Source organism: Actinophytocola sp. (genome assembly GCF_036378875.1).
Lineage (GTDB): Bacteria > Actinomycetota > Actinomycetes > Mycobacteriales > Pseudonocardiaceae > Actinophytocola.
The window spans coordinates 1-13460 of sequence record NZ_DASUVO010000078.1 but is presented as its reverse complement, the minus strand read 5'-3'; the positions used below and the strand labels follow the sequence as shown (position 1 = coordinate 13460).

Sequence of the window (13460 nt, the reverse complement as noted above, 5' to 3'; positions counted from 1 at the left end):
AGACAACCATGACCACGACCATGCCGACCGACACGGAAACCGTGCTGCGCTACTACGACCTGGTGGACAGCGGCGACGTCCCCGGCCTGGTGAACCTGTTCACCGAGGACGCTACGTACTGCCGCCCGGGCTACGACCCCCTGGTCGGTCACGGAGAACTGGAGCGCTTCTACCGCCAGCAGAGGGTGATCCGCGAAGGCCGCCACCAGGTGTCGACCGTCGTCCACGAAGGCGCCCAGGTGGCGGTCCACGGCGAGTTCGTCGGTGTACTGCTCGACGGCCGCGACGTACACCTACGCTTCGCCGACTTCTTCCAGATGAGCCCAGAAGGCCGCTTCTCCCGCCGCGACACCTTCTTCTTCGCCCCACTCGTCTGATGCCCGCCACGAGGTCCGGGGCCGGAAGCGCGAGCTCCCGGCCCCGGACCGTCGAGGGGTCATGGCTTGGCCGGCCCGGGAAGGTAGCGGAACCGGCGTTGGCTGAGCAGCAGGCCGTCCTCGGACAGCACGAAGGCGTCCGCGAACTCGACGTCCGAGGTGGCCTCCGCCGGGACGTACCGGCCGATCGCGACGACGCACTCGCCGCTGGCGATGATCTTGTACAGTTCGTGCCATCCCGGTGGGCCGGCCAGCTCCTGTACGGACCGCACCACGTCCCCTCGGCCGTGGGCCGGTTCGGGGCCCAGACCGCGCAGCTGCATGTTCTCGTCCAGCAAGGACGAGTAGGCGTCGAACTCACCGGCGTCGATGTAGTCGTAGGCGAGCCGGACGTGGTCGACGCCGGCGGCCGTGGTGGCCGCACTCGGCTCGATCCCCTGGTGTCCGTCGATCATGGTTGAGCTCCGTAGGGACGCGGTGACATCTACTCGTCCACCCTGATCCGGTGGGCAATCACGGCGGCTATCCGCGCACTATCCCCGTGGCATCCCGCCGAATGCGAAGATCTTCCACCGTACGGAGCATCCGGAACAGCGACTGTGGACGCATTGCACGATGTGCCCGCTCACGCGTACATTTCTGACGAACAATAGTCGGAATCGATGGTGGCCGGGCCGTTGCTGGGTAGTGATGTAGGTGAGGGCGATAGTGGCCGAGGTCCTTCACGACACCGTTGACTTCACCTTCCGGATCCTGGGGCCCCTCGAGGTCGACGGCCCGTCCGGACCCGTGCGTGTGCCGCCTGGCCGCCAGCAGGTCATCCTGGCGTTGCTGTTGTTCGAGGCCAACCGAGTGGTCAGCATCGAGCACATCATCGACGCGCTGTGGGAGGACGAACCACCGGACACCGCGCGTACCCAGGTGCAGATCTGCATGTCACGCCTGCGCAAGAACCTCGCGTCCGGCGGTGTCGACGTCGGCATCGACACCCGGCCACCCGGCTACCGGCTCCGGGTGCCCGACGAATGGCTCGACGCCCACGCGTTCAACCAGAAAGTCGCCGAGGCCAGGGTCCTCGCCAAGGAGGGCAGGGCGAGCGAGGCGGCCGGCCTGCTGCGCACCGCCGTCTCCCTCTGGGGCGGACCGTGCCTGAGTGGCATGCCCAACCGCGCGCTGCGGACCAGGGCCATGCGCCTCGACGAGGAGAAGCTGAACGCCACGGAGGACTATCTCGACCTCGACCTTCGCCAGGGTGGCCACCACCAGCTCGTCGGCGAGATCACCCGGCTGGTGCACGAGAACCCGTTGCGGGAGCGGCTGCGCGCCCTGCTGATGACGGCACTGCACCGGTCCGGGCGGCAGGCCGAGGCGCTCGAGGTCTACCGGGCCGGCCGTGCGCTCCTGATCGACGAACTCGGTCTGGAACCCGGGCCGGAACTGCGCATGCTCGAGACCGCGATCCTGTCCGGTGACAACGAACTGCTCGGCGGGACAACCAAGGCACCGGCCACTCGCGCGGTTCCCGAGGCGCCGCAGCCGCCGCGTGTCGAGCGGCCCCGTCAGCTGCCGGCCGACACCGCCGACTTCGTCGGTCAGGAGAACCTGATCCGCACCGCGGAGTCCGTGCTGACCGGCGGCGAGAAGAACCGGGCCATCGGCGTCGTGGTGGTCGTTGGCCGGCCAGGGGTCGGCAAGAGCACCGTCGCGACGCACATCGGGCACCTCGTCGCCCAGGAACACTTCTCCGACGGGCAGCTGTACTGCGACCTGCGGGGCACCAGAAGCGAGCCCAGCTCGGCGATCGACGTACTCGGCCGGTTCCTGCTCGCACTCGGCATCCCGGGACCGATGATCCCCGACGGGCTCGACGGCCGCGTGGAGATGTACCGGACCGTGCTGGCCGAGCGGCGCGTGATCGTCGTCCTCGACGACGCCGTCAGCGAGCAGCAGGTGCTGCCGTTGCTGCCCGGCAGCCCGACGTGCGCCGTGCTGATCACCAGCCGCACGCGGTTGACCGGCGTGCCGGGCGCCCGCCAGATCGAGGTCGACGTGCTGGGTGTCGACCACTCGCTGGAACTGCTCGGCCGGGTCATCGGCACCGGCCGGGTGAACCGGGAACCGGAGTCCGCCGCCGCCCTGGTGCGGACGGTCGGCGGCCTGCCGCTGGCACTGCGGATCATCGCCGCCCGGCTGGCCGCGCGCCCGCACTGGTCGCTCGCCTCGATGGTCCACCGGCTGGCCAGCGAACGCCGCCGCCTCGACGAGCTGGCCCACGGGGAGATGACGATCAGGGCCAGCCTGTCGCTCACCCACGACGGCCTGGACCACACGTCAAGGAGATTGTTCGGCCTGCTCAGCCTCGCCGAGGGCTCGACGTTGCCCGGCTGGCTCGCCGGTGCCGTGCTCGACGACGACCACCCGTTCCCGTCCGACCTGCTCGAGCCGCTCGTCGACGTGCACATGCTCGAGGTGACCGCGGTCGAGAAGACCGGCGAGTTCCGCTACCGCCTCCAGGACATGGTGCGGTTGTTCGCCCGCGAACGGCTGGCCGCCGAGGTCGACCCGGCCGCGCACGCCGACGCCGTCGAGCGCATGATCGGCGGCTGGCTGGCGCTGGCCGAACGCGCCCACCGGCGGGTCTACGGCGGGGACTACGCGGTGCTGCACGGCACCGGCCGCCGCTGGCTGCCGCCGGACGGCTACGTGGACGAACTGCTCGCCGAGCCGCTGGACTGGATGGCCGGCGAGCAGGCCAACCTGTGCGGCGCGGTCGCCCAGGCCGCGCAGTTGGGGCTGCACGAGCTGTGCTGGGATCTCGCGGTCACCACGGCCACACTCTGCGAGTCCCGCGGCTACCTGGCCGACTGGCAACGAACCCACGACAACGCACTGGTCGCCACACGCGCGGCCGGCAACACCCGTGGCACGGCCGCCCTGCTCGGCTCGCTCGGCACGCTGTACATCCACCGCGGCCAGTGGGACCGCTCCCGCCACACGCTGACCGAGGCACTCGCGTTGTTCGTCGAGCTGGACGATCCGCGCGGACTCGGCCTGTGCCGCCGGGACCTGGCCCTGCTTTCCCGTTACGCGGACGACTACGAGCGGGCGCTTTCGCTGTACCAGCAGGCGCTCGACGACTTCGCCCGCGTCGAGGACGTGGTCGGCCGCGCCAGCGTGCTCACCCAGCGCGCCCACATTCTCGCCATGCGCGGGGAGTCGGTGCGGGCCAACAATGAGCTGTCCGAGGCGATGGACATCTACCGGACGGTCGGCTACATGGGTGGGATGGCCCACGCCCTGCGCCGGATCGGGCAGCTCCAGACGCAGTCGGGAGAACACGAGCGTGCCGTGCGGACCCTCACCGAGGTGCTCGAGATGGTGCGGCGCAGCGGGGACGTGATCGGCGAGGGACACCTGCTGTGCAACCTCGGCGAGGTCAGCGTCGCCGCGGGCCGCGAAGAGGCCGCACTCGGCTATTTCGAGCTGGCGCTCGCGGCCAGGGAGGGCATCATGGACCAGGCCGGCGCGGCACGGGCACGGCTCGAACTCGCCACGCTCCTGCTCCGCCGGGCCGAGCCCGCACGGGCGACGGCCTTGCTGGAGCAGGCCATCGACACGTTCACCGCATGGGGCATGGAGCGGGAGCGTGCGGTCGCGGAAGACACGCTCGGGACGATCACGGGTACGGCCCGGTAACCTTCGCCTTCGAAACGAAAGAGCCGGGGTGCGCTGGTCGCACCCCGGCTCTTCCTCGTGTGATGGTCAGTCCCATGGGTCGCTGTTCGGCTGCGGGGCGTCCCAGGGGTCGCTGTTGGGCGTGGGGGCGTCCCACGGGTCGCTGCTGGGCTTCGGGGTGTCCCACGGGTCGCTCTCGGAGGCGGCGGCGACGGGAGCCGTGGTGTCGTGCTGGCCGGTGATCCCGTCGGCCATGCCGGCGAAGACGGTGAGGGCCGCGGCGGCGGCGATGGTGGCGGCGGTAATGTCGACGACCAGCTTGCGAATCATTTCCGGCTCCTGCGTTTTTTCGTTTTCCTGAGGTTGACCCAAACGCTATGAGTCGCCGGAATCCCGCCGTTATCCTGACAATTATCACACCCCTATCACCAAAGGTAGAACTTCCTATCTCGTGATAAGAGTGGCCGTGACCTGGGAAGATAATGGTTCCCGACAGTCGTCGCCCACCATTCGGACACCCCGTTAACGAGGGGATGCCGCCGTGATAGCGGAATAGCGCGACACTTCCTGTGCGAACGCCTACTCGACCACGTAGGAAAGAGCGAGGGAGTCGATGATGATCGATCAGGCGATGGCGGGGGAAATAGACACGCGTTTCGGCGCGCTGCTACGCCGGTTCCGCACGGACTACGGGCTCACCCAGCGCATGCTGGCCGACCTGTCCACCATCAGCGAGCGGGCGATCCGCGACCTGGAGCAGGGCAAGGCCCAGCCGAGAGCGGGGACCGTGCGGCTGATCGCCGAGGCGTTACGGCTGGGCCGCCAGGCCCGCACCAGCCTGGAACGCGCGGCGAACGGCGGCCGGGCGCGACTGGGCCTGGACGCCGAACTGGCCACACCCCCGACCGTGCTCGACACGATGGTCGGCCGGGCCGTCGAAGCGGCGGCGTTGACCGCCGAACTCGCCGACGGCGCCAGCCGGCTGATCACGATCAGCGGGCTGCCCGGCGTCGGGAAGACCCGGTTGGCCATCGAGATAGCGCACAGCCTGCAGGCCACGACGGGGATGCCGGTTCCGTGGCTCGGCGCGACGGACTCGCCTGTCCGCGACCGCAGGCTCGCCGGCCTGCTGCACGGTTGCTCCGCCGCGCTCTACGGGCGCGCCGGCACGGCCGACCTGGCCGAGCTCACGTCGCTGATCGCCGACCGGGACGCGCTGCTCGTGCTCGACGGCGACCGCCCGCGCGCCGAGCCGTTGCTGCACATGCTCGCCGAGTGCCCCCGGTTACGCGTGCTGATCACCGCGACCCGGCCGGGCGGCATCGTCGGCGAGCGCCTTTTCCTGCTGAACCCGCTGGCCACCCCCGACCCCGACCTCGTCGAGCCACGCCTGCTCGAGGACGTGCCCTCTGTCCGGCTGTTCCTCGACCACGTGCACCGGGCCCGGCCGGGCTATGAGCTGACGCGCGCCGACGCCCCGGTCGTCGCCGAGATCTGCGAGCTCGTCGACGGCCTGCCACCCGCGCTCATCTCGGCGGCCGCCTGGCTCGCGGTGTACGACCTGGTGCCGCTGTGCCGGATGCTGCGTGCCGACCCGGCCGCGGTGGTCGGCAACGCGCTGCTGGCCCAACTCGCCGAACGCGTACGCACGCTGCCGGTCGCCGCTCACCGCGCACTGGCCACGCTGAGCGAACTGGGCACCGACTTCACCATCGACGACGTCGTCACGTCCACCGGACGCAGCGTGGCCGACGCCGGCCTGTTGCTGCGGCAGCTGTTGCAGCATGGGGTCATCCGCGTCCGCCAGGCCGACGGGCAGTCCCGTTTCCAGGTGCTGGCCCTCATCCGGGCACTGCCCTGACCTTTCTCGACGAGGAGAATCCATGTCGAACCAACACCGCATCGGCGTCGGCCTGGTCGAGGACGACCTGGCACTGTTCGTGCCCACCGACACCCCGGTCGTGACGATGTTGCCGGAGGACGGTCGCGCCACCCACGTCCCGCGTGCCGCCGGCTGGGCACTGGCCGTCCTCGGCTACGGCTACTACGGCGGCCGCGTCATCCTCATCTCCCAGCCGCCGGACAAGTCGACCCGGTCGAAGCTCGGCGAATGCCTGGTCACGATCATGGCGGTCGACGACGCCATCGCCGGCGGGCACTCCCCGGCCAACCACGTCGGCACCGGCCTCGCCGAGCGCACGCTGCACGTCCCCCAGCAGCTGAACAGCCTCGCCTCCGCGGCGGGCCTTGATCTCGACTCCGGTGAGGAGCTATGAGTAGCCCCTGTGTCAATCTCCCGGCTCGCAACCGCACCTCAGGGGAACGTGACGCAAGCCAGCCACAAGCACGTGACCAAACAGCACCATTCGTCCCCCAGCGCAACCAACACATTGAATTTCGGGGAGGCGGAACAGCCATGAGCACAGCGCTTTCGGTGCCCCGTCTGTCCTTCGACGAGTTCATGGCATTCGGGCGGCGGGCCCTTGGCCGGGCCGATGTGCCTGTCGTGATCACCCTGCCCGGCGAATTCCACGGCCACAGCGTGGTCGACCGCCTCGGGGACATGGTCGTGACCGTGTTCACCGAACCGAACGACCGGCGGAACCCGCTGCGGTTCCGCACGGAGGAGATCCGGCTCAGGGAGTTCTTCACCGACCAGTACCAGCGCGACCCCGGCGCGTGGCACCGGGTGGTGTCGAACCTCCGCGACAACCCCGCCGACATCGACGCGCTGCTCGGGTTCGACGCCGAGGCCCTGTTCGACTACCGGCACCGGCTGAACGCGGCCAACCTGTGGATCAGCCATCGCGGCGTGTTCACCCAGTGCCACTTCGACGAGCTGGAGAACTTCAACATCGCGCTCGCCGGCCGCAAGCGCTTCGTCATGGCGCCACCGGGCTACGCCGACTACTACCCGAGGTCGCTCCTGCGTGGCTTCGGCGACAAGTCCCAGGCCTTCGACCTCGACGACGTCGACCCGGCGCGCTTTCCTCGGCTGGCGCCGAAGCTGGCGCAGCGGCGGGAGCTGATCCTGGAGCCTGGCCAGATGCTGTACCTGCCGCTCGGCTGGTGGCACCAGGTCGAGTCACTGGACGAGCTGAACATCAACATCAACTTCTGGCTGCCGGACCGCAAGATCTTCCGCAGGCCCCACGTCCTGGGCGTCGCCCTCGGCACGGTCGCCTACCGCAAGCTCAAGGGTGTCTACACCTACAAGCCGGTGAAGCAGCGGGCTTCCTGACCGCGCCCTCCCGTCGTCAGCGGCGGTCGGCGCATCGGATGCAGGTGGTGGTGGCGGGCAGTGCGTCGAGTCGTTCGGCCGTGATGGGGCGGCCGCAGCGCAGGCAGGTGCCGTAGGCGTCGTTGTCCAGTCGTTCGCGGGCCGCGTCCAGTGCTCGTAGGTCGGCGCGGGCCTGTTCGAGCAGACCGGCGACCTGGGCGCGCTCGAAGGCGGTGACGCCGTCCGGGTCGTGTTCGTCGTCGTTCGTCGTGTACGTGGCGGACTCGATGATGCCGTCCAGCCGACGGGCGAGTGCCTCGATCAGGTCGAGGGTCTCGGTGCGGAGCGCGGCGAGCCGGCCGGCGGGGTCGGTCATGTGTCCAACCAAGCACATGTGGTGCCGGGCTCCTTGCCGAGGACGCCGCGACCGTCTAGGGAGAGACCATGACTGATCTCGTCACCGTGCTGGAACGTCAGGAGCAGGAACTGGTCTTCGGCGCGTTCGACCACGCGCACGCCTGGCGGCTGGGCACCCGGATCACCGCGATCGCGCAGGAGGCCGGCCACAAGGTGGGGATCGACATCCGCCGCCCCGGCCTGATCCTGTTCCGCGCCGCCCTGCCCGGCATCACCCCCGATCAGGAGTCGTGGATCGCCCGCAAGGCCGCCGTCGTTCTGCGCATGGAGGCCAGCAGCGCGCTGGTGGACGCCCGCCTGTCCTCGGCGGGCATTGATCCGGTCGCGACCGGCTGGCTGGGCGCGGAGTACGCGGTGACCGGCGGATCGTTCCCCATCCGGGTGCGCGGAGTCGGGGTCGTCGCGGCGGCGACCGCCTCCGGACTGGCCTCCATGGACGACCACGACCTCATCGTCGACGGCATTCGCGCCTACCTGGCCGACGAAGACGGCAAGTGAGCTTTGTGCGTGGACGTCCGGTGGGGCCGGTGTGCGCAGGCCCCACCGGACGGGGTGGTCATGCCTGGATTTCCCTGCGGTCGGACTGGGTTCCGCTGATCTGGATGCGCCGGGGCTTGGCCTTCTCGGCGATCGGGATGCGCAAGGTCAGCACGCCTGCCTCGTAGTCGGCGGCGATGTGCTCGGTGTCGAGGGTGTCGCCGAGGAACAGTTGGCGGGAGAAGACACCGAGGGGCCGTTCGGAGACCTGCATCTGGACGTCGTCCCCGCTGTGCAGGGGGCGTCGTTCGGCCTTGACGGTCAGGACGTTGCGTTCGACGTCCAGTTCGATGGTGTCCGGGCTGGCGCCGGGCAGGTCGAAGCAGACGACGAACTGGTCGCCGTCGCGGTAGGCGTCCATGGGCATCGCGGCCGGCTTGGACCAGGTGCCGGGGGGCGTGGTGCCGAAGAACTGCTGGGCGAACCGGTCCAGCTCGCGGAACGGGTCGGTGCGCATCAACATCGGGTCCACCTCCTGGTTTCGATGTCTTTGTGGTGTCAACACGCGGTACTGTTCTAACATGTCATCGAAGCGATGACAAGTGCTGTGTCGTCGAGAGGATGACATGATGGATGTGGCTCTGGTCGTTCAGCGCGTGCACGAGGTGGTGCTGGCAACCCGGAGTGGTGATGTGCCGCCCGACGAGGTACTTGCGGCGCTGGCCGCGTTACGGTCGGTGCGCGAACAGTTCGGCGCCTGGGAGCCGGAACTGATCGCGGCGGCCCGGACCGGCGGCACCAGCTGGGCGGCCCTGGCCCCGGCGTTGGGGGTGGCGAGCAGGCAGGCCGCCGAGCGACGGTTCCTGCGGCTGCGACCGTCGTCGACGGGGGAGATGACCGGGGAGGCACGCGTCGACGCCGAGCGCGACCGGCGGGCGGGGGACCGCGCGGTCGCGGAGTGGGCCCGGCGCAACTCGGCGGTCCTACGCCAGTTGGCCGGTCAGGTCAGCGCGTTGGACGGCCTGGACGCGGCGGGTCGGGAAACCGCCGAGCGCCTCGGCGCGGCACTCGGCGACGACGACGTCGCCAACCTGCTGTCACCGTTGGCCGCGGTCCGCCCGCACCTGACCGGAGATCACCCCGGGCTCGCGGACCGGCTCGGCGCCATCACCGAGCACACCGACGAACTACGCCGCGAAGCGGCCGGAAACCGCCGCCGCAACACGGACCTCCCCTGACGTGACGCGCACCCGGCCGCGAAGGACGCGTTTGGGACGTGGCCGGTGTCCTGAAAGACGCGATGGGGACGTTCGACGACACGAGCGCGTCCTTCGGGACATTGCCCGTGGTGTGACCACGCCATTCGTGCGCGGCCAGCGCGACGTGAGCGGTGTGGTGAAGGACGCCTTCCTCGCATGGCTGCCGGCCGAAGAGGCCTCGTGACCTCAGGCGGTGTCGGGGCGCGAAGTGCCCCGGCACCGCGCAGCGAGTCCTCCGGGCCGCACCCCGAGTCACCAAGACCAGCGGTGGATCTGGGTTCAACGACATGAAAGCGTCTTTCAAGACAGCGCTTGCGAGGCGCTGTCCGAATCGTCCTAAGGGGATGAACGTGATATCCGACGAGATCGCCGGCCCGCGACTGCCTCGTTCACTGCGCTCGCCGTGGCGGTGGATCATGTTCGCCCTGAGTGTCCTATTTGTACTTACCGGGCTCGCGACAGCCTTCGGAGGCGATGTGGCAGGGCTGCTGATCGGCATCGTGGTGATGCTCGTCGGCGGATGGTGGAGCGTGACCTCGTTGCGCTCGGGTGTGTTCGTGAGCGAGGAGAGTGTCGTGGAGCGAGGAATGTCCGGCACCTCGGCGCGAATGAAGTGGGCCGATGTCGCCGAGGTCAGGATTGGTCCAGGACCATCGTTGCTCCCCTCCAGGACAGTGGTCCTGGTGGGTAAGGACGGCGTTGAGGATATGGATCTCAACTCGTTGTCGTGGTACTCCTTTCGCCCGCCGAGAGTTCCTCGCAGGGTCGCGCGGTTTCAGAAGGTAGCCGCGTTACTCATGGCAACGGACTGACCAGCCGGTGAACCGGCTCGGTACCTCCTCCAGCATGACAGGGGGTCCTTCGCGCGAAGGATGTGGATGCGCCGGCTCCGCAGTAGCTTGCCCTTACATTGTTTCAGTAGGGGAGAAACACGTGCGAAGACTTCTGCAGGCACTGCTCGTCGTCGCTTTACTGGTAACGCTGGCCCCGCTGGGGATCGCGGCTCCCGTGCCCGCCCAGGGCCTGGCGTGGACGGAATGCCCGCCACCGGTGGACTTCCCGCTGCCGGCGGATCCCCGGACGCGCTGCGCGACGCTGCGGGTCCCGCTCGACTACCGGAACCCGGGCGGCGGCACGATCGAGATCATGGTCTCGCGAATTTCAACGGCCAAGCCAGGTCTGCGTCGCGGGGTGTTGCTGCACAACGGTGGTGGGCCGGGGGCGGCGAGCCTGTTCCTGCCGACGGCCTACGCCCAGATCTATCCCCAGGAGGTGCTCGACCGCTATGACCTGATCGGCTTCGACCCGCGCGGAATCGGTTACAGCACACCGGTGACGTGCGGTCGGACACCCGAGCAGTACCCGGTCGAGCGGTATTTCCCGTTCCCCGCGCCGGACGGTTCGATCGCCGGGAACGTCGAGTTCGCAAGGGAACTGGCGCGGGACTGCCAGACCCACGGCGGCCCCGTCCTGCCCCACATCACGACCGCCAACACGGCCCGCGACATGGACCGCATCCGGATCGCGTTGGGAGAGCGGAAGATCTCCTACAACAGCGGCTCGTACGGCAGCTATCTCGGTGCCGTCTACGCCTCCATGTTCCCCGAGCGCACCGATCGGTTCGTCATCGACTCGAACCTGGATCCCAACCGGGGCTGGCACGAACGGTTCGCGCTCTGGGACGTCGGGCTGGAACTGAGGTTCGCCGACATCGCGGCGTGGCTCGCCGAGCGGGACGCGACGTATCACCTCGGCACGACACCGGCCGAGATCCGGCAGCGGTTCCTCGACCTGGTCGCGCGGCTGGACGAGAACCCCGTGCCGGTCCCGGACTTGGGGCTGCTCACCGGGAACCTGATGCGTGCCGCCCTGTTCGGGTACAGCTACCACACGGTCTTCTTCCCCTCGCTCGCCGAGCTGTGGGTGTTCGCCGAGGGGCGCGGGGCCGCGACCCGATCGTTCGCGCTACCACAGGTGCCGATGGACAACCTCCGAGCGTCGCAACTCGCCGTGCTCTGCGGTGACGTCCGCGCGCCCCGCGACATCCGGCACTACCAGCGGGAGGTCACCGTCGACCGCGCCCGATACCCGCTGATCGGCGGGATGGGCACGAACATCTGGCCGTGCGCGTTCTGGCGCGACCCGGTCGAACCACCGGTCAAGGTCACCGATCGCGGACCGGCCAACATCCTCATGATCCAGACCATGCGCGACCCGGTCACGCCCCACGTCGGCGCGCTCGGCATGCGCCGGGCACTGGGCCAGCGAGCCAAGATGGTGACGGTCGATACCGGCAACCACGGCGCCTACGACCCGAGCACCCCGTCGTGCGCGGTCCGCGAGGTGCACCGGTTCCTCGAGACCGGCGTGCTGCCCGCGCGAGACATGTTCTGCGCACCCGATCCCCAACCGGAAACCCGCATCCCCACAGTGCTGCCGAACCTGCTCTGACAGATCCCGAGCCGGGCCACCGCCAAATGGGGTGGCCCGGTTCAGCATCTCGGGGTGGCGATCGTTCCAGGTAGACTGATCACATGGAACACTTTCGGCAACCTGACGGATTACCCTCGGTAAATGGTTACAGCCATGCCGTCTCGTTTTCCGGAACAATGGTGGCGGTGTCGGGTCAGGTTCCGATGGACGAGGCGGGTCGCGTTGTGGGAGCTGGCGACCCGGAGGCGCAGATTCGTCAGGTATTCCACAATCTTGGGGTCGCCCTCAAAGCGTCCGGTTCGGATTTCACCAGGGTGGTCAAGCTGACCGTCTACCTGACCGATCTGGACGACCTGGCCATCTTCCGCAGGGTTCGCGACGAGTACATCGACCAGTCGGCACCTCCCGCGAGCTCTCTCGTCCAGGTCATGGGGCTCATCAATCCCGCGTTCCGGGTAGAGGTGGACGCCCTCGCGGTCGTCTGAACGAGGGTCGAACTGTGTGCATGGCAGGACATCGCCGGTGGTGCCGGGGGTGAGGAAGGGCGCCTTTATCGCGTGGCCGCATGGCCAAACCGCTCGCTTTTCTTGACGCCAAGGCAAAGGGGCTTCGCCCGCCTGCTTCGCAGGGGCTTCGCCCGCAAGTCCAGGCCGTTTCCTTCGGGAAGCGGCCTGGACTGTTTTGTGAGTCGGCACGGCCGAAGGTCCCGAACCGACCGGGACTTCTCGCGGGACCTTCGCCCGCGTCGTCGAAGCTTTCGGCACTGACCGTGGCGCGCCGGGGCGGGAAGGCTGGTGGTAGAGACCGACGAGGGAGACGTGATGACTGTGCCAGCGATGACGGTCGGCAGCGTGATGACCCGCTGCCCGGTGTCGGTGGCGGCCGGGACACCGTTCGCCACGGTGGCGGCGATCCTGTCACGTGGGCGGATCGGCGCGGTGCCGGTCGTCGATCGGGACGGGCGGCTGGTCGGGGTCGTGTCCGAGGCGGATCTGATCGGTGTCCGGGACGGCGCCGGCGTGACCGCCCGCGAGCTGATGACCACGTCGGTGCGCACCGTTCCGGTGGACGCGACGCTGCCGGCGGCGACCAGGCGGCTTGCCGAGGCGGGCGTGCGGCGGTTGTTCGTGACCGAGCGCGGCCGGCTGGTCGGTGTGCTGTCGCGGCGGGACCTGCTCACGACCTACCTCCGGGACGACGACGTGATCCGCGCGGACGTCGAGCACGTGCTGGCCGCACGCCCCGACCAGCGGCAGGTGATCGTCAGCGTTCGGGACGGGATCGTGCTCCTGCTCGGCCGTGTCGAGTGGCGCAGCACGCGGGCCGCGATCGTCGAGCGGGTGCGGGCGGTGCCCGGTGTGGTGGAGGTGGCCGACCGGCTCGGCTACGTCTTCGACGACGGCGCTCGGCCCAGAGAGTGCGAACCCACCGACCCCTTCCTACTACGTTCCTGAGAGGGAAGAGACATGCGTGTCCGAGACATCATGACGACTCCGGTGATGACGGTGCGGCCGGAGACGCCGATCAAGGAAGCGGCCGCGCTCCTGGCCGCCCGCGGTTTCACCGCCCTCCCCGTCATCGACGCCGAGTACCGGTTGATCG

16 protein-coding genes are annotated in these 13460 nt (G+C 69.0%); 12 read left to right on the top strand and 4 right to left on the bottom strand.

The window, feature by feature from the left end:
• Window positions 1-8 precede the first annotated feature (8 nt).
• Window positions 9-377, top strand: coding sequence for a nuclear transport factor 2 family protein (locus VF106_RS22785; RefSeq protein WP_330841824.1), 369 nt, complete (start codon window positions 9-11; stop codon window positions 375-377).
• Between the two features lie 59 nt (window positions 378-436).
• Here the strand turns inward: VF106_RS22785 and VF106_RS22780 are convergent, their stop codons facing one another.
• Complete coding sequence (locus VF106_RS22780) at window positions 437-832, bottom strand: nuclear transport factor 2 family protein (protein ID WP_330841823.1); 396 nt, start codon at window positions 830-832, stop codon at window positions 437-439.
• A gap of 253 nt (window positions 833-1085) precedes the next feature.
• Here VF106_RS22780 and VF106_RS22775 point away from each other — a divergent pair, with 253 nt between their 5' ends.
• Complete coding sequence (locus tag VF106_RS22775) at window positions 1086-4073, top strand: AfsR/SARP family transcriptional regulator (protein WP_330841822.1); 2988 nt, start codon at window positions 1086-1088, stop codon at window positions 4071-4073.
• Window positions 4074-4139: 66 nt separating this feature from the next.
• Here VF106_RS22775 and VF106_RS22770 read toward each other — a convergent pair whose 3' ends face one another.
• Window positions 4140-4382 carry a hypothetical protein gene (locus VF106_RS22770; protein ID WP_330841821.1) on the bottom strand — a complete coding sequence of 81 codons (243 nt, stop codon included), beginning with the start codon at window positions 4380-4382 and terminating at the stop codon, window positions 4140-4142.
• 286 nt (window positions 4383-4668) lie between these two features.
• Here VF106_RS22770 and VF106_RS22765 point away from each other — a divergent pair, with 286 nt between their 5' ends.
• The 3 genes from VF106_RS22765 (at window position 4669) to VF106_RS22755 (ending at window position 7293) form a co-directional block, all read left to right on the top strand.
• Window positions 4669-5913 carry a helix-turn-helix domain-containing protein gene (locus VF106_RS22765; RefSeq protein ID WP_330841820.1) on the top strand — a complete coding sequence of 415 codons (1245 nt, stop codon included), beginning with the start codon at window positions 4669-4671 and terminating at the stop codon, window positions 5911-5913.
• A 22-nt stretch (window positions 5914-5935) separates the two neighbouring features.
• The gene (locus VF106_RS22760; protein ID WP_330841819.1) at window positions 5936-6328 is read left to right on the top strand and encodes a hypothetical protein; all 393 of its coding nucleotides are present in this window, start codon (window positions 5936-5938) and stop codon (window positions 6326-6328) included.
• Between the two features lie 140 nt (window positions 6329-6468).
• The gene (locus VF106_RS22755) at window positions 6469-7293 is read left to right on the top strand and encodes a cupin-like domain-containing protein (RefSeq protein WP_330841818.1); all 825 of its coding nucleotides are present in this window, start codon (window positions 6469-6471) and stop codon (window positions 7291-7293) included.
• Between the two features lie 16 nt (window positions 7294-7309).
• Here the strand turns inward: VF106_RS22755 and VF106_RS22750 are convergent, their stop codons facing one another.
• Complete coding sequence (locus tag VF106_RS22750; RefSeq protein ID WP_330841817.1) at window positions 7310-7648, bottom strand: TraR/DksA family transcriptional regulator; 339 nt, start codon at window positions 7646-7648, stop codon at window positions 7310-7312.
• A 68-nt stretch (window positions 7649-7716) separates the two neighbouring features.
• Between VF106_RS22750 and VF106_RS22745 the strand changes: the two genes are divergently transcribed.
• Window positions 7717-8187 carry a heme-degrading domain-containing protein gene (locus VF106_RS22745; RefSeq protein WP_330841816.1) on the top strand — a complete coding sequence of 157 codons (471 nt, stop codon included), beginning with the start codon at window positions 7717-7719 and terminating at the stop codon, window positions 8185-8187.
• Between the two features lie 58 nt (window positions 8188-8245).
• On the opposite strand, the gene VF106_RS22740 is transcribed toward VF106_RS22745, so the two are convergent.
• On the bottom strand, window positions 8246-8689 hold the full coding sequence (locus tag VF106_RS22740; RefSeq protein ID WP_330841815.1) for an Hsp20/alpha crystallin family protein: 444 nt from the start codon (window positions 8687-8689) through the stop codon (window positions 8246-8248).
• A 106-nt stretch (window positions 8690-8795) separates the two neighbouring features.
• Here VF106_RS22740 and VF106_RS22735 point away from each other — a divergent pair, with 106 nt between their 5' ends.
• The 6 genes from VF106_RS22735 to VF106_RS22710 all read left to right on the top strand — a co-directional run.
• A complete protein-coding gene (locus tag VF106_RS22735; protein ID WP_330841814.1) occupies window positions 8796-9404 on the top strand; it encodes an HSP18 transcriptional regulator in 609 nt (202 codons plus the stop codon).
• Window positions 9405-9775: 371 nt separating this feature from the next.
• The gene (locus VF106_RS22730; RefSeq protein ID WP_330841813.1) at window positions 9776-10237 is read left to right on the top strand and encodes a hypothetical protein; all 462 of its coding nucleotides are present in this window, start codon (window positions 9776-9778) and stop codon (window positions 10235-10237) included.
• 121 nt (window positions 10238-10358) lie between these two features.
• A complete protein-coding gene (locus VF106_RS22725; protein ID WP_330841812.1) occupies window positions 10359-11876 on the top strand; it encodes an alpha/beta hydrolase in 1518 nt (505 codons plus the stop codon).
• Window positions 11877-11959: 83 nt separating this feature from the next.
• Window positions 11960-12343, top strand: a complete 384-nt coding sequence (locus VF106_RS22720) for a RidA family protein (RefSeq protein WP_330841811.1) — start codon at window positions 11960-11962, stop codon at window positions 12341-12343.
• A 336-nt stretch (window positions 12344-12679) separates the two neighbouring features.
• Window positions 12680-13312 (top strand): CBS domain-containing protein, encoded by a 633-nt coding sequence (locus VF106_RS22715; protein WP_330841810.1) that lies wholly within the window; start codon window positions 12680-12682, stop codon window positions 13310-13312.
• 12 nt (window positions 13313-13324) lie between these two features.
• On the top strand, window positions 13325-13460 hold a 136-nt coding region (locus VF106_RS22710; protein ID WP_330841840.1), incomplete at its 3' end, for a CBS domain-containing protein.